Raw genomic sequence first — 25,034 nt, 5'->3', positions numbered from 1 at the left:
TTCTAATTAGTTTGTTTTGTATTTCGATAAGTTGCTGGAGTCATGCCTAACCGCTTGCGGAAGACAATATGCAAATATGTAGCATTCGTAAACCCTTCCGTTTGAGCGATTTGTTCGATCGGACAATTGCTTTCTTCAAGCTTACGGCAGACCGCTTTCAACCTTATATCCTCAAGCGCCCTACTGAAAGATTGATCGGCGTTAACTTGTTTAAACACTCGCTGCAGCTGCCTTGAACTAATATTCAGCTTTTCAGCAACATTCTCCAAGGTAACAGCTCCTGAATAATTAGCTTCCATATATTGAATGGCGTATTGGTACCGATAAGTTGACATATCTCTAACAGGTGCTTCTGTTCGAATTCCACCTGCATCATACGCTCTTACTGCCTTTAATAAAATGCTGATTACGAGATGTTTAATGGAAGTGTAATATCCCGTTAGTTTACCTTCACAAGCTTCATAGGCTTCAAGAAAACATTTCATAGCGCTGTGATAATCTTGCGCTGGAACTAGTGGTAGCTGCTTTAGCTTCTGAACACAGGTCTCAGCCTCCGCAACCTCCCAAGGATCAACCTCCTCTCTGATCTTCTCTTTGATGTCCACATGTAGACACAGTTCTTCCATAGAATCATCTGGATCCGCCTCTTGGCGGTGCATGACACCCGGTCCGGTTAAATAAAACATTCCCTCAGACAAGGGGTATTTTAAATCGCCAAGAGTCACTTCTCCCTTTCCTCTTGGAATAAAATGAAATTCGAATTCAGAATGATTATGGAAATCTATGACTCTTCCCGGCGGAAAAGAGGTCAAATGAAATCTAAGAACTGTTATCTCGTAATGTCCCCATTGGATTGAAATATCCAATCTTTCGAGCATATCATGCTTCTCAAACATCATCTCATAGGGAAAGTTACTCAATGTTAAATCCTCCTAACAGGTGGAGACCGGTTAAGCGTCTAGATCTGCTAACCGAATCATACGAGCTTCTTTAGCAGAACGATTCGCCGCCTCCATTAATCTCGTAAGCTCCACAGCAATTTGAACATTCTCGGTGGCGAAAGTATCCTTTTGGATATGATTAACCCACTGATGGAATGCGCTTTCACGATTAGCATGTAGCGCTACTTCTTTCCATCCTTCCTCTTTGTCAGCGGATTTGTTACTTCTAAGAAGAAGCTTATCCTCTGGTGTTCCGTAAAGAAGAGTCCCCTCGGTTCCATGTACCTCGATGGTAAACGGCGAATGACTATTCACGAAACCAGCCTCGACCACACCAATTGCTCCTGAATCCGTAAATAATGTTACCACTGCATTATCTTCTACTTCCTTGCCCGTTACATAACCAAAATTAGCACTTACACCGGTCACATCTTGACCTAAGAAAAGCTTCGTCAAATACATAGGATGACAGCCTAGATCAATCAAAGCTCCGCCACCACATTGTTCCAAGCTATAGAAATGATCGGGAAGCCAGTTTTCTGTAGCCCCATTATGAGATAAGCGAACTCTAACGTAAGTAATCTCTCCGAGCAGTTCTTGACTTAGAACTTCTTGAATCGTTAATGCGTATCCATCATTTAGACGTGGCAAGGATACGGTCAGCTTCACCTCGTTCTCTTCCACTGCGCTTATGATCTCTTCAACTTCTTTATGTGTGGGGGCAATTACTTTTTCCGTAAAAATATGTTTGCCCGCTTTAGCCGTAGCAACAATTACATCTCTGTGCACATTGGTCGGCGCATCCACTATGACGGCATCTATATCCTCTTGCGCAAGCAGGTCATCCAGTGATTCGAAAAAAGGAACATTTAAGCTTTCGGCAGCTTTTTTCCCACGCTCTGCATCTTCATCCCAAACTGCAGCCAATACAGTATCCTCATGTTCTTGAGCTTGCTTCGTATAGTCCCAAGCATGTACATGCCAATAGCTAATCTTACCAATTCTAATCGTCATTTGCTTGTGCCTCCCGTATATATGTTATCCTGACATCTACTAATAAAATATCACAGAACAAAACCCTTTATTAGTAGGAAAATGCGACATTATATATATAATATTACGACGCTATCGTTTCATATGGTGTACAATTTCCATTTAATCACTTCTTACATTACACAACCAAACCATATGATCGGAATCGGGTCCCCAATAATCTTTTACTACCTTATAAGGCTCCCCAAATTTACGCTTCCACTTGATTTGTGCACGTTTATAGCCACTGTCCAAACAAAATTGCTCGATCCCTTGTTCGTTTAGAAATATCATCATTTTCTTAATTAATGCCGAACCAATCCCTTGCCCCTGATAGCTTGGCAACACGTATAAACTCCCCAATTCCCCCAAATGATCCAACTGATGTTCTGCACAGATTTGAATAGTCTCACCACAGGGACCATAGGAAATCGTACCCACAACCTTCCCATTGATTTTAGCGATAAAGAAATAAATATCCGAGTTTGCCTGTTCCAGTGAAGATAGCGCCTTTTGCTTTTTATGATCGGTTTCACTTTGTATATCCTCTAGTAAGTGACCTAATCCTTCTTTGTTAAAGGCATCCGATATTGATTCTTCAAATACCCGGCATGTAGATACATAATCGCCCTCAGTGAGTGTACTAATAGTTAAATGTTTTGTCTCATTCATTATGTTGATCTCCTCTGCAATAATGTACTATAAACAATCAAGTTATGAGGTTTATATTCATAAGACAACTTTTACTGGAGGTCATCATGAATATAATTTCCTTTCTTCTCTATTGCATTGTAGTTACATGTTCACCCGGTCCTGCCAATATTGTTATTCTTTCTTCCGTGCAACATTCAGGGGCTAAGAAAACCATGCGGTATGTATACGGGGCTACGATGGCTTTTGGTCTATTGCTTATCCTTTCTACCTTGATGAATCGTGTTCTGGTGGAGGTCATCCCAAATATCCTGATCATTATGCAAGTCGTCGGAAGTATATATATGCTCTATCTTGCTTATAAAATCTTTAAAATGGGTGCAATGGAAGACAAGCCTAATCCAAATGCCAATTTTCGGTCGGGTTTACTTATGCAGCTTGTGAATCCTAAAGTGCTCTTATTTACTTTAACAGTCATTCCCAGCTATGTAATGCCATTCTATACTTCTTCTCTCACCTTATTTATGTTTGTTATAATTATAACTGTGATCGGATTTTTTGCTTTTACGACATGGGTTGTATTTGGGGCAATCTTCAGAGCATTTCTGCAAAATCACCAAAAAGTTCTAAATACTCTGATGGCACTATTTTTAGTATACTCTGCCATTATGATATCGGGAATCCTATAAGTCGTGGAGGTTAAGAGCGTGGAGAAATTCAACTATAAAAAGTCAGCAGATATCCTAACATTGTCAGCTAGCATGAGTGATTTCACTTATAAAAAACATTGCCATGAGGAATACGCAATCGGTGTCACCTTACGTGGCATTCAGCAATATAACCTTGATGGTAGCTTGCAATCCTCTCATAAAAATGGCGTAATGCTATTTAATCGAGAGCAAACGCATGATGGCAATTCATATGATAAAGCAGGTATTGATTATGTCATGCTATATATCAAACCAACCTTGATACAAGAGATCCTTGGAAAAAAAGAACTTCGCTTCGCCTCTCCCATTCTATACGATGACAAATTGGCACAGTGCATATTAGCGCTAAGTCATGCCATCCAGAATGGCAAAGAGGAGTCCTTGTGCAGTGAGCTGTTGTTAAACCTGGTTCATGTAGTATCTAATACTGAACTAGTTACAGAGCACAGGATAAATAATAAATTTGTCAAAAAAGCAAAGGAAATGATGTACTGCAGTTTAGAACATGTACTAAAACTAGATGATCTCTGTAAAGAGTTTGGACTTTCCAAATATCAATTTATCCGAGAGTTTAAGACACATACAGGAATATCACCTTATCAATTCTTCTTGAATTGCAAGGTAGAGCATGCCAAGCAGTCCATTGAGAAAACTAAGGATATCTATGCCGCTGTAGTAGATTGTGGATTTGTGGATTTAACTCATTTGAACCGGCATTTTAAAAGCGTGTTTGGCATAACCGCACATGAATACAGGTTACAACTGCATTGAGCAGAAGTAACCTGTATTCATCATGATTTATAAAATTTGACCATTCACCATTGTCCAGCACACTTTAAATTCATCATCCAAGAGGACCAGATCAGCATCAAAGCCGGATGTTATTGTCCCCTTTTGTTGAAGTCCAAGAATATTGGCCGGCGTAGTTGAAGCCATCTTTACGGCGTCTACCAATGGAATTCCAGTTTCGACAGTATAACGTAAAGCTTCATTCATAGTCACTGTGCTTGAAGCTAGCGTTCCATCCTTCAGTCTTGCTACCCCCTCGGATACCGTAACATGATGGCCTCCAAACATATAATCCCCATCACCTAATCCCATAGCTTGCAGTGCATCTGTAATCAAGACCATTCCTTCTGGTCCTTTCAAGGTATGCATTAATCGAATAATTGCAGGGTGCAGATGGACGTTGTCCACAATCGCTTGAAGACTTACATGCTTCTCTTCAAAAGCAGCCACAATTACCCCTGGATCTCGATGATGGATAGGCCGCATGCCATTAAAACAATGCGTAACATGACTTGCCCCCGACGCAAAGGCTTGTTTAGCTTCTTCATATGTGGCATCCGAATGAGCGATGGCTACAACTACACCCTTTTCTTTCAAAAAGGAAATGAGCTCCATCCCTCCCGGCAACTCCGGAGCGATTGTAACCATCTTAATGAGTGAACCCGCTTCTTCAAAAATCAGGTTCATTTCCTCTAAGTTGGGATGGCGTAGATACTTTTCGTTCTGCATTCCTTTTCGCTTCGGGTTCAAGTAAGGTCCTTCTAAATGAATACCTGCGATCTTTGCGCCCACTTCATGTCCGATCACACGCTTGACACTACGAATCATTTCTAAAAGATCTTCTAGCGTAGAACTCACAGAGGTAGCCAAAAATGAGGTACAGCCAGATGAAGCACAAGCACTTGAGACCTCTTGAATACTCTTTTCCGTACCGTCCATCATATCGAAGCCATTGGCGCCATGAATATGAACATCTATCATCCCGGGTACTAATAAATGGCCACCACCGTCAATCCGTTCATGTTGTCCCTCTGGAATCGAAAGATCCTCTGTATCTATCTTTATAATTTTCCCTTCAGAAATCCACACATTAGCCGCTGGGACAATACGATTCTGAAGCGCCACTTGTACATTTTGCAGAATATAAGACATAAATATCCTCCTCTGTTTTGTTATCAGTCTTGCTCTCGAGCCTCTTCAGTTTCTTCTGGACATTCAATCACTGTGATGTTCTTCTGATCTAGAATTTCTCTGATCTCACTGGGGAGTTCCCGATCGGTAATTAGAATGTCAACGAACTCAAAGTCTAGACGGAAAAATGATTTGCCAATAAATTTGGTGTGATCAGCCACTAAGATGACTTGATCTGATCTTCGGGCCATTTCTCTCTTCACCCGCACATCTTCTTCATATGGATAATAGAGTCCATCAGCACGGATCGCGGATGCTCCAATAAAGGCTTTATCAGCACGGATTTCACTAAGTTTATCGATAATAGAAGGGCCATATAACAAGCGGTTTTTCACATTCAAGTAACCACCAAGAACATAAATTTGCAGATCCTCCCGCTGAGACAAGATCCCTACGTTATCAATCGAGTGCGTAACAACCGTAATATCCTTCGCGCTGATCTGTTCTGCTACAAATTGCACGGTGGTTGATACATCTAAAATCACAGTCTCATGATCTTGGATAAGCTGCGCCGCAGCCTTCCCTATCCTCTGCTTACTCTCAGATTCATCGATCAATCGATCCTGATAAGATAACAATTCTTTTTGTAACTCAGGTAACGATACCCCTCCATGCGTTCGGATCACAACACCTTCTTGTACTAATCTAACAATATCCCTACGTGCGGTATCTCTGGATACATCAAATTGCGTACAGATCTCTTGAACACTCATCGATTGGTGTTGTTTCAAATATTCGAGTATTTTTAACAATCTCTCCTCTTGAAACATCATGTATGCACCTCCTAAATTCATCATAAGTTATTAAGTAAGTATTTGCAAGTATTAAATAAGTAATTATAAGTATATGTAAGTATTTCGTGCAACTTATCTTCATTGATTTTCGCAAAAAAGACGTTAGCCAGATGAATGTACATCCGTTAACGTCCTTCAATTCACTTCATAGTGCGATTCCAACTCTTTTGGAACTTTCGAATAAAAACGATTTGCCCCACGTGATACGCGTTATGTGTTGTCACATTGCCTATTACTTCCCACCACTGACTGCCTTGGAATTCTTGAACATCGGCATCCAATTGTTCCTTTGTAATCAGTTCCTGCCAACGTAAAAGAACTTCTAAGAGTTGTTGTTGAAGCTCTTGGAACGTTACTCCTTCTGCAACGACAAAGGTATTATTGTTATCCACTGAAGGAACCGCATGGATACTCTTTTCTTTATACCTTGTTTGCCAAGTTTCATTCCAGTAGAGCAGATGCTGCACTATCTCAGCAATACTATTGCTTTCTTCCGTTACTTTCCAAAATGCTTCTTCTTCGCTTAAGTCTTTTACGGCTACCTCAAAGGGCACATACCAACTTGGATCATTCGCATTAGCTAGCAACTGGTTAGCCAGAACATCATATGCATGAAACATTCTTACTTCACCTCATTATTTAGATCATTATCAGCAAATCAAGTGCCGCAGAAGGTTCGATATGGACGTGCTGATTCCTCAGGTAGTGCCGAGTATTCATCCTGTTCAGGGGAATACGCGTAAGGATTGGAAAGAGCTTTAAGCAATCGCTCCATCACACTGTAATCTTCCTGTTGTACTGCCGCTTGGAGCGCTTCTTCTACCCTGTGGTTCCGCGGAATGATCGCAGGATTACTATTGCGCATTAGCTGCAGCGAAACCTCTTTCGATTGCTGCTGTCTGCTAAGTCTAGCCTGCCATAACTCTTGCCACTTCGTAAATTCCGCTGCACCAAACAGAGCGGTTTCTTCCAGCTTCTCTAAAGTTAGGGCACGGAAGGTATTGGTATAGTCTGCCCGATATTTCTGCATCAAATCTAGCAGATCCTCAATTAGCGCTACATCCTCTACCTCTTCGTTGAAGATTCCGAGCTTCGCCCTCATACCTGAGAGCCAGTGATGGTAAGACCGCTCTTTAAAATCTGCAATTTCCTCTTCAGCGAGCTGAATCGCCTGTTCTTGATCATCAGCCAGCAATGGCAGGAGAGTCTCCGCGAATCTCGCGAGATTCCAAGAGGCAATACCCGGTTGATTGCCATAGGCATAACGACCCTGCTGGTCAATGGAACTGAATACCGTTTCTGGGTGATACACATCCATGAAGGCGCAAGGACCATAATCAATCGTTTCTCCGCTAAGCGCCATGTTGTCGGTGTTCATTACTCCGTGAATAAATCCTACCAGCTGCCACTTGGCAATTAATTCAGCCTGACGTCCAATCACTTCTCGAAGCAGGAAAAGATAACGATTCTCTTGAGAAACAGCTTCCGGATAATGTCTTTGTAATGTGTAATCTGCCAGAGTACGGACATCCTCAACAGTACCCCACGCTGCAACATATTGAAAGGTGCCCACCCGTAGATGACTTGCAGCAACTCGGGTCAGAATAGCACCAGGCTGCTCTGTTTCTCGAATGATCGTTTCTCCAGTAGTTACCACTGCCAAGCTGCGAGTGGTAGGAATACCCAAACCATGCATGGCTTCGCTGATGATATATTCACGAAGCATCGGTCCAAGTCCGGCTCGGCCATCGCCACCACGAGAATATGGTGTTCTTCCCGCGCCCTTAAGCTGAATGTCTACGCGTTCACCTTGGGGTATGATCTGCTCACCAATCAGCGCAGCTCGGCCGTCACCTAACATGGTAAAATGTCCAAATTGATGTCCAGCATACGCTTGAGCAAGCGTTACAGTACCTTCAGGGACTTCATTGCCTGCAAGATTCTGAACACCCTCCTTACTATGTAGTGCTGTGCTATTCAGCCCTAAGGCAGTAGCCAATGTTTCATTTAAAATAACTAACTCCGGCTTACGCACAGGAGTTGGTTTGATCCTTGTAAACATGGATTCCGGCAGATGAGCATAACTGTTCTCAAAGTTCCATCCTATATCTATCTTCTCCGTCATAATATCTCCTTTTTATACCATCAGTCTATGCCTTTATGATCTCAGAATAAGTTATGTTAAAATTTAATGCAAATCTTCGCAATAACAAATACCCTTACAGAATAGATAAAAAGACCGCCCAGTCTCCTGCCATTCATGTAGGGAACCAGACGGTCTTAAATTATGATGTTCTAACCTGTTATTACCTTAAAGGAAGCTAATTCGCTCCGCCTTTGGAGAGCATGATATTTAAGATGGTCTTGTCAGTATCCGCCAGACCTTCCTGAACCAGCCGCTCCATGTTGCGGATAGTGTCTTCCACCTCTTCGAAAATAACTCCATCCTTGGTTGTAGGAGCAATATTGTTCATCGCCAGTGTGGCTGCCTGAATCGCCGTATTGGTGGAGGTGGATATCTTCAGCGCACAGGTTGAATTTGCACCGTCGCAAATCATACCTGATAAAGAGGCTATCGTATTCTGTATCCCATGCTTGATCTGCTCAAGAGTGCCGTCCATGAGATAAATGATCCCGCTATTCGCTCCAACTCCACCTGCAATTCCTGAACCACATAAAGGCGACAACCGCCCAATATAATGCTTGATATGCACAGTGACCAGATTACTTAGTGCAAGCGCCCGAGCTAGCGTCTCTTCATCCTTGCCAAGTAATTCCGCCAAAGATATAACAGGAAGCGTACAGGCGATGCCTTGATTACCGCTGCCCGCTGTTGTCATCACAGGCATTGCGCTGCCATCCATGCGAGCATCTGAAGCCGCAGCAGTAGCCGCTATTATTTTGTTCGCTACATCATTGCCGAACAAATTCACAGCAGATTGCTGATTCATCTTCTTCCCTACTTGCAACCCATAATCGCCTCGGAGTCCCTCTTCGGAAATCGCTTTGTTCATCCGAGCGCCTTCCAAGAGGAAGCTAAGGTCTGAAAATGGAGCCGTAGTTATAAACTCGAATATCCGATCTACAGAGCCTTCATAGGCTTCAGTATCAGAAAGTCCAGGCTTGCCACAATCTGCTTTAGACTTCTTAGGTGTCACTTTTTTTCCGTCCAGAGCCAGATATTCTATATTAGTGTGTTCTTTAGCAAGGATGGCAGTCGCTGTATGATTCTCTGTCTTCACCTGTGCTTCAATATATAATTTCTCAGGAGTGTCCATTATCTCCACTTTTAGCAGCTTTCGATCAAGCAGGTCATTTGCCAGCTTTAGCTCATCCTGAGTCAGGCCTGATAGGATTTCCAGCTCCTTGTGCGAACGTCCGACCACCGCACCAAGGGCTGCGGCGATAGGCAGACCTGTCTGGCCCGTCCCAGGGATGCCCACTCCCATTGCATTTTTAATAATATTACCACTGAGATGCAGCTGAATCCCCGTTATTTCTTCCTCGAGAAGCTCTGCCGCCAAGGAGACGGCATACGCAACTGCGATCGGCTCTGTACAGCCTTCTGCCGGTACGACTTCCTTGTGCAAAATTTCCAATAAGTTGCCCATGTATGCTTTTCCCCCTTCTCTCTCCCACTTGGAGTCATTTCTATATAGTAACGCAGAGTGAAGTTTCAGGGAATCCTTTTTCCTTTTTCTTCTCTAGAAGCTTCTGCTAGATCAACATCTTACATGCTTGCGTTTAAAACCAAGCCGAGCTTTGTCGACTGCTTTTTGAATATTTGCGTACGCGTGAATCAATTTACTCTTTGCCTTATTCTTATCAACTTCAATTGGCCCTACAGTTCTTGCGGTTTCACTGGCCTTATCATGAAGTGGCGAATAAGATACGGCCACTGTGTACATGAAATTATTCATTGCGTATTGGGTACGTTCTGGAGAATCATGAATCGTATTTTCCACCATCTCAAGCATACCAGCAAGCTTGCTTTCGGAAAACTCAACATCCGGCCGACTGCCAAGCAGCCAGCAGTAACAGCTCCAGCCCGCTGACATTCTCAGCTCTTCACCACTCGCGATCCATTTATCGGCAACTTGTTGTGCAATATCTGCTTCTGCCAAGGTTACTGCCACTACAAAGTCGGACAGCATATAAAAATAAGCCGCATCCATCCATCGGTCATAATCCGCTTCCGTCATTGCATTGGGATCAGCAATGATGCCGGCAAAATACATGGCATCATAGTTCCCAGTCGCATAAAGTTCCTCAGCCAATGGCTGATTTATTTTGGTTTTCTTGAAGATTGGCTTCATTGCTCCGGTAGCCACGCCAAATAGCGGTTCCTTTGCTCCATTAGACATATATATTTTCTTGGTTCGTTCCTTACCAAGCGCTTTCAGCTCCTGCATGACCATCTCTAAATCCACTATTTAACACTTCCTTTTTCAAAGTTCTTTCCCAAGCTATCTTAGGTTTGTACTAGTTAAAGAAAGTGTACTGTATGGGTTTCCTTGTCGCAAGTTAAGTTTCCTAAGAAATCCTTATGGGTGCGCAAATAACCACCTATATTATTAGGTGGTTATTACCTCAACCTTTTACAGAACCGATTGTAATCCCAGCAACGATCTTTCTGGACACAAGAAGATAAAGTATAAACGTGGGCAGAAACACCAAAAGTGATGCAGCAAAAATACCCGAGTAATTACCAGTATTCGTATATCCTACTACGATGGATTGAAGTGCTAATGCTATTGGATGTCGATCCGGATTATTAGCAAAGATCAGAGCATAAAAATATTCATTCCAGATCCCCATCACATTAAAAATCGTTAACGTCAAAATACCAGCCTGTGCCATAGGTAAGATGATTTTGATAAAAGCTTTAATCGGCCCACATCCATCGATCGCTGCTGATTCCTCCAATTCTTTCGGAATGGATGCAAAGAACCCTGTAAGCAAAAATACAGCAAAAGGGACATTCGTAAAAATGTATACAAAGATTAACGTAAATGTTGAGCCTGTTAAATTCAATGAATAAAATAACGAAAACAACGGGATCGAGATCAGTAGCCCCGGAACTGATAATGCCGAGATAAACATTAAATCAACTAACCTTTTTCCCCTAAACTGAATTCGTCCCAATATATAAGCAGCCGGAGCTGCAACAACAATAATACCTACGCAAGAGGTTACCGTATAAACTAGACTGTTCAAAAAGTACAAGCCGATCTTCGTTTCTTCGAATAATCGGGTATAGTTAGAGAAATGAATTCCGCTCGCCAGTAGTTTGTTCGTAAATATCTCTCTTGTCGTGCTGAGTGAAGCAAGGAATGCGTATCCAAAAATAATAATTGTAAAGATAAGCCAGACTACTAATGGAACATATCGAATGATTCGAGTGATTGAGTGAAGACGCATATTGTCTCCTCCTTCCTAGTATTCTAAACGATCCTTCCTAAACAACAGACCAAGCAAGAAGGAAAAGCCAATAATTGCAACAGTAATCAATACACCAATCGCAGCTCCTGCTCCAACATTGAAAGCTTGCGTATCAGAAATTCTCTCCCCACCAAATACCTTCAAGTACATATAATAGCCAGGAGTCATCGTATGTGGATCATTTCTCCCGAAAATGGAAGACCATACAAAGAAGTTAATGGCTGTAACCGTCCATAACACCAGCGTGGTCTTAAACACATCACGGAGTAACGGAAGAGTAATATGGAAGAACTGATATACTGTGTTTGCTCCTTCCAATAATGCTGCTTCGTAGTAATCATTAGGAATCCGATCCATGGCCGCACCAAGAATTAATAAGAAATAACCAATTGATCCAAAACAAAAAGCGATCAGCATGGATAAAAATAAATGCTGGTCATCCGTCCATTGAATATTAGCTAATTGTTCAAGTCCAAGAAGGCGAAATACATGTGTCAACAATCCAAAGGTCGGATTATACACATACTGAAGCCATATTACTGACATGACAACAACAGATACAGTATTAGGCAGGTAAATCAAGGCTCTCCAGAAGCCTTTGAAACGAACGCCGGAGGAAATAAGCACTGAGAAGAAAAAAGCCATAACGAAAACAATGAGTCCACCAATAATCCAAATCTTAAGCACATTTAATGAAGAATTTAAAAAATAGGAATTATGAAATAACCCCCAGTAATTGTCTAAACCAATGAATTTCCATTCACTGATACTACTGTTTATATTAGATATCTCGTAAAAGCTCATAAACACTGCCCGCAAGGTTGGATAAAAAAAGATCGACATATAAACCAGGATAGCAGGCAGAAGGAATAGCATCATAATCGGTTTACTAATTCTCATCTTTGTATCCCCCGCATCATTTTCAAGGAAATTATAAGGCTCAAAACCAAAATTAGCGGTTGACCGTTTATGAACCAACCGCTACGGGTTCGGAGGGTTCTTCCGACCTCCGCTCTGTCCACACGCCATGTCAACCGGTCTAATTTTTAGTTAGAGTCCTTATTCAAGTACCAGAATAAAAGAACGCATAAATCATAACTTATTCTTCCTAATACTCTAAAAAAATCTATATGCAGCTGCCGCTATTGACCGCCACATATAGATTTACATAAAATCTAGATTGAACAAAAAGACTCGAGAAAAGGGAACGAAGTGACGGAGGGGAATTTTGGAACTGTAAGAGCGATAGCGCCCGCCTTTGTCTCTGGATTTCAACCGCTAAAAGCGATGTAAATCAAGAAATCTGGAGACAACAGCGGCTGGAAGTCCAAACATTCATCGCAGTCACGACTGATCCTTACCTCTATAAACCTTATGTTCAACTCATGTTTTATTTACCAGCGTAGAATTTCTTAGCTTCCGCACTTAGCTTCGGCCCGAATTCTTCTGGCTTCAGTTTGCCAGTGATGAGTTCCATGAAGGTAGGCACAATGGTAGCAAGCGTAAAGTCGCCTCCATCACCAATACCTCCACCCCAAGGCATATTTTCTTTTGCATTTAGAAAAGCAGCTTCTGCTTCAGCAAGCATCGCAGGCCATTCAGAATCAATAGTTGCTGGGATCGCAAGTGCATCCTTCGCCATTTTTTCTTGTATCTGCTTACTAACGATATGTTTGATAAGCTCAAAAGCAGCCTCTGCATTCTTGCTCGATTTATTAATGAACATCCCTTGAGATCCAAAGATCAACCCTTGTTTTCCACCTTTACCGTTTCCATTTGGAACATCTGGGAATTGAAACGTGCCCCATTTGAAATCTGGTCCTGAGGTGGCAAGCACTTCATTCGGAAGCCATGTTCCATTTAGATAAGCGGCAGAACCACCAAGCACGAGATCTTGCTGAGCCGCAGGATATTTACTTCCGGCAATTTTATTAGAGAAAAAACCTTTAGCGTTTAAATTAGCCATATCTTTAGCGAATTGAAGAATGATTGGATCATTCCACATCTCACCGGTCTTATCCTGCACAAGCTGGCTTACCCAATCTGCCCCCATCGCATTTGCCAGATAGGATCCAATAAATAAGTCCCGATATGCGTCATCAAAGGTAAGCGGTGCTGAACCTGCTGCTTTGATTTTTTCAGCATCTGCAAGGAATTCTTCCCAAGTGGCAGGTGCTTTTGTTATCCCAGCTTTCTCATACACTTCCTTGTTATAGAAAAAGAGTACTGCATACGGTTGCTGCGGAATCGAATAAATACCTTCTTCTAAACCGTACTTTGTGGATAGCGATTGTATCCAGCTTAACAAGCTTGGAATCATTGAATCCTTTACTGACTTGCCTTCCATTCCGATGGATGGCTCCGCAAGCAAATCATCAAGCTTCATAACGTAATCTTTCATCCCTTGAATACCAGCTGGGCTACCTGGATCGGCTTCCCAGATATCAATTTGCTCTCCTCCATCCAAAGCAGGCTTGATCAATTTTAAGATATCACGACCGGTAAATTTCAGATCCACTTCAACTTCTGGATTAGCCGCCTTGAATTCAGCAACTGCAGACTCAATAACCTTCGCTTGTGGTTCAGTGCTGCTCCACATCGACCAGAATACTACCTTACCTTCTAGTCCAGAAGCTTTAACTTCGGTGGTAGCCTCAGTTGTAGCTGTAGGGGTGTTCTCCTTAGTTGCTTCAGGCGGGGCAGCATTGTTCGTGGTATTGCTTGATCCACAACCAGCCAATAACGTTAGAACCATCGACATAGCAAGCAACAAACCTGTGAGCTTCTTTTGTCTTTTTTTCACGTGTGTAGCATCCCCCTCAAATATGAAAGTGCTTTCACAAGTAAGTATATAACGAAGCAACTCAGGTCTAACATCGACGATATTGAACAAAGCATGCACAATTTTATCTAAATTTTAATCACCTTCAGCATCCTAAAAAAAAGAGAGCTTCGATTAAAATCATCGAAACTCTCTCTTGGTTAGGCTCCCACTATTCTAAAATCAATGTTATTAGGTGGTGGATATAGGGTGATAGCTTCCTTCATTAATTCTTCAGATAATACAGTATTTCGGCTCTCCGCTAGCTTTTTAGCTTGAAATTTATACCACAGCTCCACAATCGTAACTTCGCCTTCACGAATCACAGCAAATTCTTTCTGGAATAAGTATAATAGGAATTCATTATGACCCAACTTCTGAGCAGCAGCTCCAATAATAATTTGGAGACGATCACTTTGCCTGAACTCTTCAGGAAGTGATTCGTACACACTCCAAGCCTTAGCAAATTGTTTATTTCTAATCAACATGCTAATATACTCATCTGCAAATGCTCTGTCAGGAAAGCCATTGTATAAAGAATACGCCAGTTCATAATAGACCAGAGCCTGATCTGCCTCTCCTCTCTGTTCAGAGGTAATCGCCAGATTACGATAAACCCAAGCAGACGGCTTCAATTCAAGCGATTGATGCCATGCAGTTATTGCTTGATCTTCCTTTCCATACTCATAGAGCATAATGCCGTAATGCAAGTAGGAATTCCATATTTGATTATCTGCATGCTCTAGACTGGTACGAAGCAATTCCATCCATTCTTCTTGGACCATCCAAGAGGCCGGAATATCTTGCACATCTCCCACTGGCAAACCTCCCTCTTGTAACAGGGCTAACCATGGAAGTTGCGGTGCTGCAATACTGGATTCCAAGAATAGAAATCCATCCGGAATAGACCTTTCATTATGAGCTTTTCTACGAATGTCCTCGAGTGCTCCCCAGCCTGAGCCTGAGTGCAATAGTTCTGATGGTGTTAAATTAGCATAAGCTTGCAACTTCTCATGAAGAATATACACCTCATCTTCTTGCAATTGTTCATTGACTTGCGTTTCAATAAAATCCCGAGCCTCAGACCAATCGCTTTGATTTGCCTTATGTGCATCCACCTGAGTAATACCGAATATTTGAGTGAAATCCCATATTGAATTTGCAGGCATGTCTAGTCCATGCATCTGTGTTGGAGCAAGCCCTGCTTGTATCTCAACATAATTACCTTCGCCTGGCTTCGCTAAGAAATCACACCATCTTCTACCACCTGCATGGTTGCCCCAGCAAAATAATTTACGATATCTTAAGAGGCTAGTCGAACGTTCGTAGAATAAACTACCATCCTCATAGGCAATTGCTTCCCACGGGGATTTATAATCTGCTTCTGTCTGAAAAAAATACTCGTTAGAGAAAGGAATTCTCATTGGATATGACGAGTCTTCATTTGGAACTGAAGGAAGCACTGGCAAATCTCCCAATCCAAACCCCTTCACTTGATGATCAATATAGATAACCTTACTAGTGGATGAGAATACTCTTGATTGCAAGGTTTCCGGTGCTGCAATATTTGTCCAATAATACATAGGAATCGACGCTTTGCTATCATTAATGATTCTTACATAGACAGAGAGCTCCTTAGCCCCTTGAGGAAGATGAAAATCAATATGCCAAAAAATGTTTTTACAACGCTCATATTCATAAATTCTTAGAAATTCATTGCCCTTATCATCCATCAATTTGGCAGCATGTACGGGAGAGGCGGTCGTAAAGGTGTGACCTACCTGTCCCACATTCCATTCAATCCCTCCAGAGAACCAAGCGTTAAGAATCGCTAAATTAGCCGGTTGAAAGACAGGATTTGTATACAATATATCTTTGTTCGTACGTTTATCTTTAAGCGAATAGAGTCTACCTCCATACTCAGGTAAAAAGACTGCTTTTAAGATGTCATTTTCCAATACAATCGACTTCATAACCATCGGTTTTCTTTCACGTGTATAGCGATCCTGCATGCGATAAGGTAGATATCTCCCACCTGTATGTTCACCCAGCTGCTGTCTCAATTCTGGCGTAAGTGTACCATTATCCCCTACTTTTGTATGATGGTCTCTGTTTCTGAACATCGGAAGAGGATTCTCTCCTTCTAATAATGCACCTTCAAGAGTTAAAGTTGAAATGACTACACTCATTCACGTCACATCCAATCCCATATAGTTAATCCAATTTTACACTGCTAAATGCTAAAGCTACCATTAACAGAATTGAACAAAACCTGTACGATTTAGGACACTCAATAAACAGGTTTATTCTTTAGAAGAACTTAATTCCCGCACACTCTTGGTTATTTTCTCAACCTCATCTTGCCACTGTTTAACAGTCAGCGTATTGCTCATTAGGCCAGTTATGGGGTTCCATATTGCCTCTACGTCTTTGATGACTAGCTGCGATGCTTGTTTCCATTGAAAAACAATCGGTGCTACATCTTTTTGAGATATTTGAACGGAATCATAGAATATTGGAGAAGTATATGGCTTTACGATTTCCAGACCATTTTTAACCGTGACTATACCTTTGGATTTCTCCGCATTTAATTGAACGATATCATCATTGTATTGATAACGCAGGAACTCCTTGGCAAGTTCAATATTCTTCGCCTTGGCGGGAATAAACAAGCTATCCAAATAGGACATGACATACCTCTGATCCCCCTTATTAAACACAGGTGGTGCGAGAAAACCAAATTCGAATCCTTCTTCGCGTGGAGTGCCTTTCATTTCATTCTCTATCCATATTCCGCAAGGAATGAACAATGCCTTACCTTGTAGAAAAGCAGCCTGTGCTTGTGTATGGCTTAACTTAACGGTTCCTGGCATGACATAACCTTTTTGTGCTATAGCACTCAACACCTCAGCTATTTGTCTGACGGAATCGGACCTAAATGCATCCTTCTCATAATTTTCCGCCTTCCAGACGTCTTCCATCCCCCCTACAGATGCCACTGACGGCCAGAAAATAGACTCTAAATAACCCGGAAACAAACCTTGGTAGGTAAATAGTGATCTTCCATCCTTCTTAGCGAGCTCACCTAACTTCAAGAATTCATCCCATGTCTCTGGGAGCTTCCAGCCTTTTTTCTCAAAAAGAGTCTTGTTATAGATTAGCCCCATTGGAGAGGTATAGAACGGTGCAGCATAAATTTTTCCATCCCCTAAGGGATTAGCATAATCTAAAATACCATCCAGCATTTTATTCTTAAGAGGTTCTTGATTATCAAGAGCATTCCCTTCAAATACATCCGTCAAATCGAGTAATAATTTATCTCTCAACATTTCTTCAATCATACCTGTCGTCTCACTCTGTGAGATATAAATGATATCAGGTGGATTACCAACTGCGATTTGCGGTTTAAGTATTTCCATGATCTTGGGGCTTGCAGTCAAATTAACAGTTACCCCTGGATAGTCTGATTCAAATCGTTGTTTCACCGCGAGCCAATAATCCTTTCCTTGCCCTCCCTCAAATACAGCTAAGTTCAGAATTTTGTTCGCAAACTCATGTTTCACTTGGGAGGATTGTATTTTGCTCAAGCTCGAATCTGAAGGAGTACATCCTGTGCTAGCCCATAATAATAGGATCACACCTGCGAATATTAAACTATTTTTAATAGATTCCATAGATTTCATAACAGGTGCCTCCTCCTTGGACTTATTTAGTTGCGAGTAATTTCTTACGGAAATCTGAAGGACTAAGCCCCACGATCTTCTTAAATACCCGATTAAAATAAAACGGATCATCTATCCCCACCTGTGAAGCCACCTCTTTAATCCTCGTATCCGGAAGCTTTAACAATTCAATCGCTTTATTGATTTTTAGTTCATTCATATATTGAACAATGCTTCTACCCGTATCTTGCTTAAATACACGGCATAAGTAATTAACATTCATATTTACTTCTTGAGCGAGACGGTCAAGCGTTATTTTATTCTCAACATTCTCCTGCAAAATCTCCGTGATTCGAAGTACTTCTTTGCGATAAATATTACTTTTAACTTGATACAATAGGTTGATGGCTTCCTGCATCGCTTGTTCAATAGATAGACTAAGCCCTTCCATAGACTCAGCTTGTGAAATATCACTCTCAAAACTATCTAAGAGCGTTGTTGCCCCTACCCTATTTTGTTCAGTGGATGATAGTACTTGTGTGTTCCATTTTAAGATCAAGTTGTCTAGGTCAGATAATAATCCCAAAAGGTGAAATTTTAAGGCTGAAGGGTCCCATTTGATTTGTTTTGCCTCATTAAATAATATGCTTATATTCTCCAATACTAGCTTTGTGTTCCCTACTTCAACTGCTGCTTTGACTTGATCCAACCATTCCACATAATTAATGAAGTGTAGTGACTGGGTTAACTTTGAATGCCCAGCAACCAAGACAGATGCAGGCCCCGTATAAAAGTTGTTTGTAGATGCTCGCAGACACAAAGTGTATTGTTCTCTCAACTGCTTCAAACCTACGAATGCATCACTTAATGTAATGCTGACACTTAAATTCAAATACAGCTTAAGCATCTGCACTAAGTTATTCATCAACAGTAACCAACTGGGTTCGTCAGAATAACCGCTCTGTTCATAAACTATAACAATATACTGATTACTCTCCATCTCTATGAAATCAAATGCAAAGTGATCAGACACGGTTTCTTTCACAATATTCGCTATAGAAAAGCTAAGTAGCCTCTTGTTATTAATTTTGCCGTTACTTAGCGCCTCCACATAATCATCGATTCTTATCATAATAAGATTACCAGCAAGTCTATCGAAGGGTATCCCGTACTTCTGTGTTTCTTGTAACAAATAAACCATGTCCTGCTCCTGATCTAAAAGAAGCTCTCTCCATATGCTGTTCCGTTGCTGAAGCTGCGTTTCATTAAGCTTAATTTTCATATGAATGTCCTGTTCTTTAAGCTCTCGTTCCGTTAATAATTGCTCCGAGATCTTCGTCAGCAAGACAATCAGCTCATCTGGCTTAAGCGTCAGCTTCAACATATAATCTTCTGCTCCAAGTTTCATGGCTTCCCGCACGTAAGCATAATCATCATAATTACTAAGCACCACAAACTTCCCAGTGAATTTGCGTTCGTTGAGCGTTCGGATTAATTCAAGTCCATCCATGTTAGGCATCACTAGATCCATAATCACGATATCGATCGATTCTGTCTCTATGACCTCAAGAGCTTTGTATCCATCTGCAACAGCACCCATTAATTTAAAACCATATTCATCCCATTTAATTAGTGTACTAAGTGCAATCCTCACTATTTTCTCATCATCCACAATTAGTATCCGCATCAGCTGAGTCCTCCTGAAGTGTAGAAATATAAGGTATCGTGATGATAACATCCGTGCCTTGATCAGGCTTACTCCAAATCTCTAATCCATAGGGGTCTCCATAATGTAATTTGATTCTCTCCCGTACATTTCCAATACCGATATTTGCTAATCGATTCTCTGAATGATTATCTTTAAGTTGCAATATCTCCTGTAACTTCTCAGCACTCATCCCTTTCCCATTGTCGCTTAACTTAATCTTTAACACCACTCCGTTCAATTCAGCAGTCATTGTAATTCTAGGTTCCATATTCTCGCCGCTTAGTCCATGAATAATCGAATTCTCTACAATGGGCTGAAGCAAAAATTTCAACACTTGAGTATCTAATAACTGTTCAGGAATTTGCACATCAACCTGTAATGACATCCCGTATCTAATTTGTTGAATAACTACATAGTTCTTGATGTTCCGAAGCTCTTCCCCAAGCGTTATCCGTTCATTCTTCTGAACAATTGTACTTCGAAGTAATTCAGCCAGTGCACCTAAACCATTGCTTACACTATCCGCCTGACTTAGCATCGCCGTCCATTTTAACGAACTCAATGTATTAAATAGAAAATGCGGATTAATTTGTGCCTGCAACATTTGTAGCTCAATACCCCTCTTCTGTGCCTGTTCTTGCTCCACACGGTCAATCAATAGTTTGATTTCCTCGATCATGGCTTCAAATTTCCCTGAAAGGTATCCGATTTCATCTGGATGATTGTCGTTTATTTCTACCTTTAAATTACCTCGCATGACCTGGTTCATTCCACTCACTAACTTCTTAAGGGGGGTGGAGATACTAACAGAGATGAAGGTTGCAAATAAGGATGAAACAACTACACATATGACGGCAATGAAGAACATTTCATTTCTAATCTCTACAGATCCCATATTCAAGTAGGCATGCGGAATTAAACTAATTACATTCCAATGAAGTACCTCATTATGTGTATTTAAGAAAAAGTAGGGTTCTGCCCGCAGCGTTACTGTCCCCGTCTCCATACGGGAATTAATCAAATGATTTAAAGTACGATTAGCTTCCAAATCTTGATCCGACTGAAACAAGTGGTTGTTGCTCGTCAATATTTCTCCTGCATCATTCATAATGATTTGTTCACTACCCTGTCCCATATTAATGCTTCCAAACAAAATCTGTGAGAATAATTCCTCATCAATCCCCATAATGACGAACCCTACAGTTTCACCCGATCCATATGAAAGTGGAATCCTCCTAGACAATGAAAGGATATTATCACCAGCTGTCGTATGGGCTGTGGTCCAGATATCTGCACTTTTATTCTGTTTGGCCTGAGCAAATATTCGCTGTTTATCCTCTGTAGTAAATTCTTCGTATCCATAATCGTACAGAACTTGTCCATTATTAGTTAGAATCTGTAGTGTTTTGATTGTAGCAAACAGCCAAAATTTATCGCTTAACACAGTGTCTTCAAACTTCTTATGTATGTTACTAATATCAAGATCACTCAATCTATTGTAGCGGAGCAGTGCTTGCTGAATATCTCCATTCAACATGATTTGATCGGCGAAAGTCTCATATTTGGCCACTTCTGTTCCGATCTTGCTTCCTAAGAGGCGTAATATATCATTTACAAAGGTAGTTGTCTTAGAGGTGATTGCTTCATTCGATTTATGGTAAGCTAGAAAGCCGAAGGTGCACAGTGGGATAATAGCCAGCAGCAGAAATGAAATCATTAAGCGTCGCTGAACTTTTGACTTTCGAAGTAATTTAATCATTTACGTACACTAAAGTTAGATTCATATCGATAAACCTCCTAATAACAGATCATCTGAAGTAAGTATTCAAGCGGTGTAGAATTTAGCCCTTTCACATTAGTACAGGGTCTCGCATGATATAGGAATCTCTCCCTCGTCCCCCTAATATAGTTTAGGAAGAAGGGCGGGATGCACATGGGTACCAAAAATGATCAAGAGCAAAGGGCTATCTTTCTAGCTGCTATCTGCGGACAGACCTATGCGCAGTTCTCAAATAAAGAGGGTTCGTTCGTCGTTCCATTAGATTATCAGATCGTGGATACGATTGAAGCAAGATCCATCAGCGAGGTGCGGGAACGCTTTGGATTTATTTTGGAATCTCCACAAGAGATTATCGTTGCCTTCCGAGGAACCAGCTCCACAACCGATTGGATGTCAAACGTTATGGCCTCACAAGAGAGATTCAATTACATTAAAGAAGATACCCTTACCCACCGCGGTTTCACGAATATCTACTCATCAGCGCGCGATGGGATTATCTCTACACTCGCTAAGTTATCTCCCGATAAGACCTTATACATTACTGGTCACAGTCTTGGCGGAGCACTCGCCACTTTATGTGCTATTGATCTTGCGGCCAACACCTCGCACATCTCACCTATTCTGTACACCTATGGTTCACCACGTGTAGGCGATCCGAACTTCGTTAATGCTTTTAAACAATATGTCAGCAAGAGTTACCGTTATGCCAATCTCTTTGATGTTGTTACCTACGCGCCTCCACATGTATACAGGCTACCTAAACGGGAAACGAAGTACTATTACAGTCATGTCCACACTTTTTTATCACTGTCATTTCAGAATGGATCGGCAAGTGGTAATCATATGATCAGCTACTATTTCACAGAGCTATCCAAGCTTCAACCGCAATACTCCGAGGAACTTTGTCTAACGAACCCAGGATTCTGTCCAGTTGTAAATAACCCCATCATAAGCGCATCAATTCCACCAACTGCACCTCATGCGGAGACAACTTACTAATTAACGAATAGGTGCTCGTTATTTCGACTTGTTCAAAGGTCAGTTGCGGGCAGCTGGCTTGCTTCAAATAATTAAGGGTGTCAGCATCTATAGGATGAGGCGCCCCCATTCGTACCCACAGGTCGAAAACGCTTCCATTTTGCCTGTTAATTGTATGTCTTTTGATCGTATACGAGCCTGGCTGAATATCTGCAAGCTCCAACGTCAACTCTATGTCTCCACCTTCTTCGAACACATCGTATCTATTCGTGCGATTAATGAGCGAGGCATCACCTTTTTGGTACAATGAATCGATATGCGCGTAAGCATACATCAACACCTGCAGCCCCATATCACTACTAGTAATGTAATATCCTTTCCCTTGATGAATGAATTGGCGGCCTAATTTTGCAAGTAGTTTAAACGCGTAGAAGGATGGCTTTGGTATCCCGTTATATGTCATCAGCCCCAAACCTCCATGAAACGTTTCTGACGACATTTTGAACTCCTCTAGCAAATCCGTAGCCGTCCAATAACCAAAACTATGGAGACCATCCATATTTTCCAGTACATTTTTCACGATATAGGCTGCCTTAAAGCATGTATCATTCACTAAATCACGGTGAGAGCCTGTGGCATTCCATTCTGTCATATGCAGTTCAGGAACATCACTTCCCATAGCTTCCGATACGGTTTTCTTCATTTTAATAATGACTCGCGATAAATATTCTGTATCCGCTGAAAGCTCTATTGTCTGAAACAACACATCCGGATTCTCTTCATAATCCACCTGAATCACTTGAGTTGATCTTAACGATTCATCATACGGATAACTGTGAAAGGATATAAAATCAGGCTTTACGCCTCGTCTGCACACATCATTCATAAACCTTGTCAGCCAATCTGACTGCATTAACGTAAGAGATAAAACACCTGGCCCCCCCACACGTAGCTCAGAATCTATGGATTTGATGGTTTGAAATGTTGAAATGAACAGCTCACAGTAAGCTTCATAAGTATCTGGCCAAAAAATATGGATTTCCGGTTCGTTCCACACCTCGAAATACCACTGCCTCACTTCATGAATGCCATATCTATGGATGTAATGTGTAATAAACTGATGAATCATCTGATTCCACTTACCGAGGTCCTTAGGACTACCCACAAAGCTCTTTTTATAAAAAACAGAAGTAGCTCCCTCTCCCGCAAGCTGGCGTGGTAAAAAAGAGAGCTCTAAAAACGGTTTCAATCCGGAGCACAGTAAAAAATCAAATAATGAATCACTATAAGCAAAGTTTAAGCTCACATCTCCCCGCTCATTCTCGCCATAAATCATCATCTCATCATCAAAAATACCGTGAAACCGTATATACTGAAACCCAATCTCCTGTTGCATTTGCTTGATATGTCTTTGTACCTCTGCAAACAATACCTCTTTGGCCTTTCCTACCGTTATGAGCTTCTTCCAAGTATGCGCAAGCTCCTTGCTTTGGTTAGACTTTACCGAAATCTCATGGGTCTGCTTATGTATATGAAGGGCAACTGGTAGATTGGAAGAAGCTGATAAATTCTTGTTAGGCAGATATTTGAATAGCGACTCAAACGCCTGTGTGGGATTCATGTCAAAGTAGTTAAACTGGGCCACACTGCTTTTCTGAAATGAACTGCGTCCGTCCAAGACGGTCTTCCGGTATTCTCCAGGCGTCTGTCGATAGAACTCTTTAAACACCGCATTAAAGGATTTCAGGTTGGGAAACCCATGATCATGAGCGATCTGTGTGATGGATAGATTGGTAAGCGTCAAATCTTTTACAGCTTTATCCAAACGCACCGCATTCACATATTTGGTAAAGGAAGTACCCATATACTCTTTGAAAAAACGCGATAAATACGGAACGGTCAAATACTCCTGAAGGGCCAACTGCTGGATGTTAATTGCCCGATTGTAGTTCTCTTTGACATAAGAGGTAATTCGCAATAGCCGTTCACGATGCTTATCATCATGTTTCTCAGGACTTTGGTCTTGTTCACGAAATCCTTGCATGAGTAAATAAGTTAAATTAAGAAGACAGGACTGTATGCGTAGATGATACCCTTGTGGGCGCTTATTGTGGAGCAGCATCATCTCAGCCAGCAATGTACGAAGTTCATCAAACTTAGATTGTTCTTCATAGCTAGCAGCCGCAGAATTACAATCGAATAACATTCTTTCGATCTGAGGTTCAATCAGAAGTAAATAAGAAACTGGAATTTGCAGCGCTAGCACCAAATTATTCTCTTCAGCTTTAATCGCATGAATTTCATTAGCATTAATCAAGAACAAATCTTCTTCATTTAACTCTCTAAATCTGTCCTTTGTGAAAAGTTCAAGTTTCCCCTTGAGTACGAATAATATTTCAATGCTATCATGCCAATGATTCGGGACCTGATGGGTACTGTGCAAAAACATGTGGACCGGAAGATGATCGTCCATCTCAATATTTTCGTAGGTGTAGCTTTGCAACTAGCACCCTCCTCTCACTCTCTCAATATATG

20 protein-coding genes are annotated in these 25,034 nt (G+C 41.4%); 3 read left to right on the top strand and 17 right to left on the bottom strand.

All coding sequences use genetic code 11. The features are described 5' to 3' along the window. Window positions 1-2 precede the first annotated feature (2 nt). From MKX35_RS14060 to MKX35_RS14050, 3 genes are all read right to left on the bottom strand, one after another. Complete coding sequence (locus MKX35_RS14060) at window positions 3-920, bottom strand: helix-turn-helix domain-containing protein (RefSeq protein ID WP_231573306.1); 918 nt, start codon at window positions 918-920, stop codon at window positions 3-5. A 30-nt stretch (window positions 921-950) separates the two neighbouring features. Beyond that, the gene (locus MKX35_RS14055; RefSeq protein ID WP_076299330.1) at window positions 951-1,955 is read right to left on the bottom strand and encodes a Gfo/Idh/MocA family protein; all 1,005 of its coding nucleotides are present in this window, start codon (window positions 1,953-1,955) and stop codon (window positions 951-953) included. Between the two features lie 141 nt (window positions 1,956-2,096). Next, window positions 2,097-2,645, bottom strand: a complete 549-nt coding sequence (locus MKX35_RS14050) for a GNAT family N-acetyltransferase (protein ID WP_081382842.1) — start codon at window positions 2,643-2,645, stop codon at window positions 2,097-2,099. 86 nt (window positions 2,646-2,731) lie between these two features. Here MKX35_RS14050 and MKX35_RS14045 point away from each other — a divergent pair, with 86 nt between their 5' ends. Continuing rightward, a complete protein-coding gene (locus MKX35_RS14045) occupies window positions 2,732-3,313 on the top strand; it encodes a LysE family translocator (protein WP_076299331.1) in 582 nt (193 codons plus the stop codon). An 18-nt stretch (window positions 3,314-3,331) separates the two neighbouring features. Further along, a complete protein-coding gene (locus MKX35_RS14040; RefSeq protein WP_076299332.1) occupies window positions 3,332-4,105 on the top strand; it encodes an AraC family transcriptional regulator in 774 nt (257 codons plus the stop codon). A gap of 27 nt (window positions 4,106-4,132) precedes the next feature. Here the strand turns inward: MKX35_RS14040 and nagA are convergent, their stop codons facing one another. From nagA to MKX35_RS13975, 13 genes are all read right to left on the bottom strand, one after another. Further along, window positions 4,133-5,275: an N-acetylglucosamine-6-phosphate deacetylase gene (gene nagA, locus MKX35_RS14035; RefSeq protein ID WP_076299333.1), complete on the bottom strand. Its 1,143-nt coding sequence runs from the start codon at window positions 5,273-5,275 to the stop codon at window positions 4,133-4,135. 23 nt (window positions 5,276-5,298) lie between these two features. Next, window positions 5,299-6,084, bottom strand: a complete 786-nt coding sequence (locus MKX35_RS14030; protein ID WP_081382852.1) for a DeoR/GlpR family DNA-binding transcription regulator — start codon at window positions 6,082-6,084, stop codon at window positions 5,299-5,301. A 164-nt stretch (window positions 6,085-6,248) separates the two neighbouring features. Further along, window positions 6,249-6,728 carry a DinB family protein gene (locus MKX35_RS14025; protein ID WP_076299334.1) on the bottom strand — a complete coding sequence of 160 codons (480 nt, stop codon included), beginning with the start codon at window positions 6,726-6,728 and terminating at the stop codon, window positions 6,249-6,251. Between the two features lie 38 nt (window positions 6,729-6,766). Further along, entirely contained in the window at window positions 6,767-8,233 is a 1,467-nt protein-coding gene (locus MKX35_RS14020; protein WP_076299335.1) for a protein adenylyltransferase SelO, read from the bottom strand. Window positions 8,234-8,429: 196 nt separating this feature from the next. Next, on the bottom strand, window positions 8,430-9,719 hold the full coding sequence (locus MKX35_RS14015; protein WP_076299336.1) for an L-cysteine desulfidase family protein: 1,290 nt from the start codon (window positions 9,717-9,719) through the stop codon (window positions 8,430-8,432). Between the two features lie 111 nt (window positions 9,720-9,830). Continuing rightward, the gene (locus tag MKX35_RS14010; protein ID WP_076286545.1) at window positions 9,831-10,538 is read right to left on the bottom strand and encodes a DNA alkylation repair protein; all 708 of its coding nucleotides are present in this window, start codon (window positions 10,536-10,538) and stop codon (window positions 9,831-9,833) included. Between the two features lie 160 nt (window positions 10,539-10,698). Further along, on the bottom strand, window positions 10,699-11,529 hold the full coding sequence (locus MKX35_RS14005; RefSeq protein WP_076299337.1) for a carbohydrate ABC transporter permease: 831 nt from the start codon (window positions 11,527-11,529) through the stop codon (window positions 10,699-10,701). Between the two features lie 15 nt (window positions 11,530-11,544). Continuing rightward, the gene (locus MKX35_RS14000) at window positions 11,545-12,450 is read right to left on the bottom strand and encodes a carbohydrate ABC transporter permease (protein ID WP_076299366.1); all 906 of its coding nucleotides are present in this window, start codon (window positions 12,448-12,450) and stop codon (window positions 11,545-11,547) included. A gap of 490 nt (window positions 12,451-12,940) precedes the next feature. Then, window positions 12,941-14,353 (bottom strand): ABC transporter substrate-binding protein, encoded by a 1,413-nt coding sequence (locus MKX35_RS13995; protein ID WP_076299338.1) that lies wholly within the window; start codon window positions 14,351-14,353, stop codon window positions 12,941-12,943. Window positions 14,354-14,532: 179 nt separating this feature from the next. Continuing rightward, window positions 14,533-16,560 (bottom strand): DUF5107 domain-containing protein, encoded by a 2,028-nt coding sequence (locus MKX35_RS13990; RefSeq protein ID WP_076299339.1) that lies wholly within the window; start codon window positions 16,558-16,560, stop codon window positions 14,533-14,535. A 114-nt stretch (window positions 16,561-16,674) separates the two neighbouring features. Then, window positions 16,675-18,054, bottom strand: coding sequence for a carbohydrate ABC transporter substrate-binding protein (locus MKX35_RS13985; protein ID WP_076299340.1), 1,380 nt, complete (start codon window positions 18,052-18,054; stop codon window positions 16,675-16,677). 22 nt (window positions 18,055-18,076) lie between these two features. Beyond that, window positions 18,077-19,720 (bottom strand): response regulator transcription factor, encoded by a 1,644-nt coding sequence (locus tag MKX35_RS13980; RefSeq protein WP_076299341.1) that lies wholly within the window; start codon window positions 19,718-19,720, stop codon window positions 18,077-18,079. Beyond that, window positions 19,698-21,458 (bottom strand): cache domain-containing sensor histidine kinase, encoded by a 1,761-nt coding sequence (locus MKX35_RS13975; protein ID WP_341044255.1) that lies wholly within the window; start codon window positions 21,456-21,458, stop codon window positions 19,698-19,700. Before MKX35_RS13975 ends, MKX35_RS13980 begins: the two co-directional genes overlap by 23 nt. A 216-nt stretch (window positions 21,459-21,674) precedes the next feature. Here MKX35_RS13975 and MKX35_RS13970 point away from each other — a divergent pair, with 216 nt between their 5' ends. After that, entirely contained in the window at window positions 21,675-22,520 is an 846-nt protein-coding gene (locus tag MKX35_RS13970; protein ID WP_081382853.1) for a lipase family protein, read from the top strand. Here MKX35_RS13970 and MKX35_RS13965 read toward each other — a convergent pair. Further along, window positions 22,468-25,002, bottom strand: coding sequence for a GH39 family glycosyl hydrolase (locus MKX35_RS13965; protein ID WP_081382846.1), 2,535 nt, complete (start codon window positions 25,000-25,002; stop codon window positions 22,468-22,470). The two genes, MKX35_RS13970 and MKX35_RS13965, sit on opposite strands and share 53 nt — an antisense overlap. Window positions 25,003-25,034 lie beyond the last annotated feature (32 nt).

It is taken from the genome of Paenibacillus sp. FSL R5-0923, assembly GCF_038009145.1.
In the GTDB taxonomy this organism is placed as follows: domain Bacteria; phylum Bacillota; class Bacilli; order Paenibacillales; family Paenibacillaceae; genus Paenibacillus_AQ.
The sequence above is the reverse complement of the archived record's forward strand: the minus strand, read 5'-3'. Positions and strand labels throughout refer to the sequence as shown.

Excerpts from the sequence above, each read along its gene's own strand:
- MKX35_RS14055 (WP_076299330.1), bottom strand. The coding sequence starts at position 1,955 with ATGACGATTAGAATTGGTAAGATTAGCTATTGGCATGTACATGCTTGG.
- MKX35_RS14050 (WP_081382842.1), bottom strand. The coding sequence starts at position 2,645 with ATGAATGAGACAAAACATTTAACTATTAGTACACTCACTGAGGGCGAT.
- MKX35_RS14045 (WP_076299331.1), top strand. The coding sequence starts at position 2,732 with ATGAATATAATTTCCTTTCTTCTCTATTGCATTGTAGTTACATGTTCA.
- nagA (WP_076299333.1), bottom strand. The coding sequence starts at position 5,275 with ATGTCTTATATTCTGCAAAATGTACAAGTGGCGCTTCAGAATCGTATT.
- MKX35_RS14030 (WP_081382852.1), bottom strand. The coding sequence starts at position 6,084 with ATGTTTCAAGAGGAGAGATTGTTAAAAATACTCGAATATTTGAAACAA.
- MKX35_RS14025 (WP_076299334.1), bottom strand. The coding sequence starts at position 6,728 with ATGTTTCATGCATATGATGTTCTGGCTAACCAGTTGCTAGCTAATGCG.
- MKX35_RS14020 (WP_076299335.1), bottom strand. The coding sequence starts at position 8,233 with ATGACGGAGAAGATAGATATAGGATGGAACTTTGAGAACAGTTATGCT.
- MKX35_RS14015 (WP_076299336.1), bottom strand. The coding sequence starts at position 9,719 with ATGGGCAACTTATTGGAAATTTTGCACAAGGAAGTCGTACCGGCAGAA.
- MKX35_RS14005 (WP_076299337.1), bottom strand. The coding sequence starts at position 11,529 with ATGCGTCTTCACTCAATCACTCGAATCATTCGATATGTTCCATTAGTA.
- MKX35_RS14000 (WP_076299366.1), bottom strand. The coding sequence starts at position 12,450 with ATGAGAATTAGTAAACCGATTATGATGCTATTCCTTCTGCCTGCTATC.
- MKX35_RS13990 (WP_076299339.1), bottom strand. The coding sequence starts at position 16,560 with ATGAGTGTAGTCATTTCAACTTTAACTCTTGAAGGTGCATTATTAGAA.
- MKX35_RS13985 (WP_076299340.1), bottom strand. The coding sequence starts at position 18,054 with ATGAAATCTATGGAATCTATTAAAAATAGTTTAATATTCGCAGGTGTG.
- MKX35_RS13980 (WP_076299341.1), bottom strand. The coding sequence starts at position 19,720 with ATGCGGATACTAATTGTGGATGATGAGAAAATAGTGAGGATTGCACTT.
- MKX35_RS13975 (WP_341044255.1), bottom strand. The coding sequence starts at position 21,458 with ATGATTTCATTTCTGCTGCTGGCTATTATCCCACTGTGCACCTTCGGC.
- MKX35_RS13970 (WP_081382853.1), top strand. The coding sequence starts at position 21,675 with ATGGGTACCAAAAATGATCAAGAGCAAAGGGCTATCTTTCTAGCTGCT.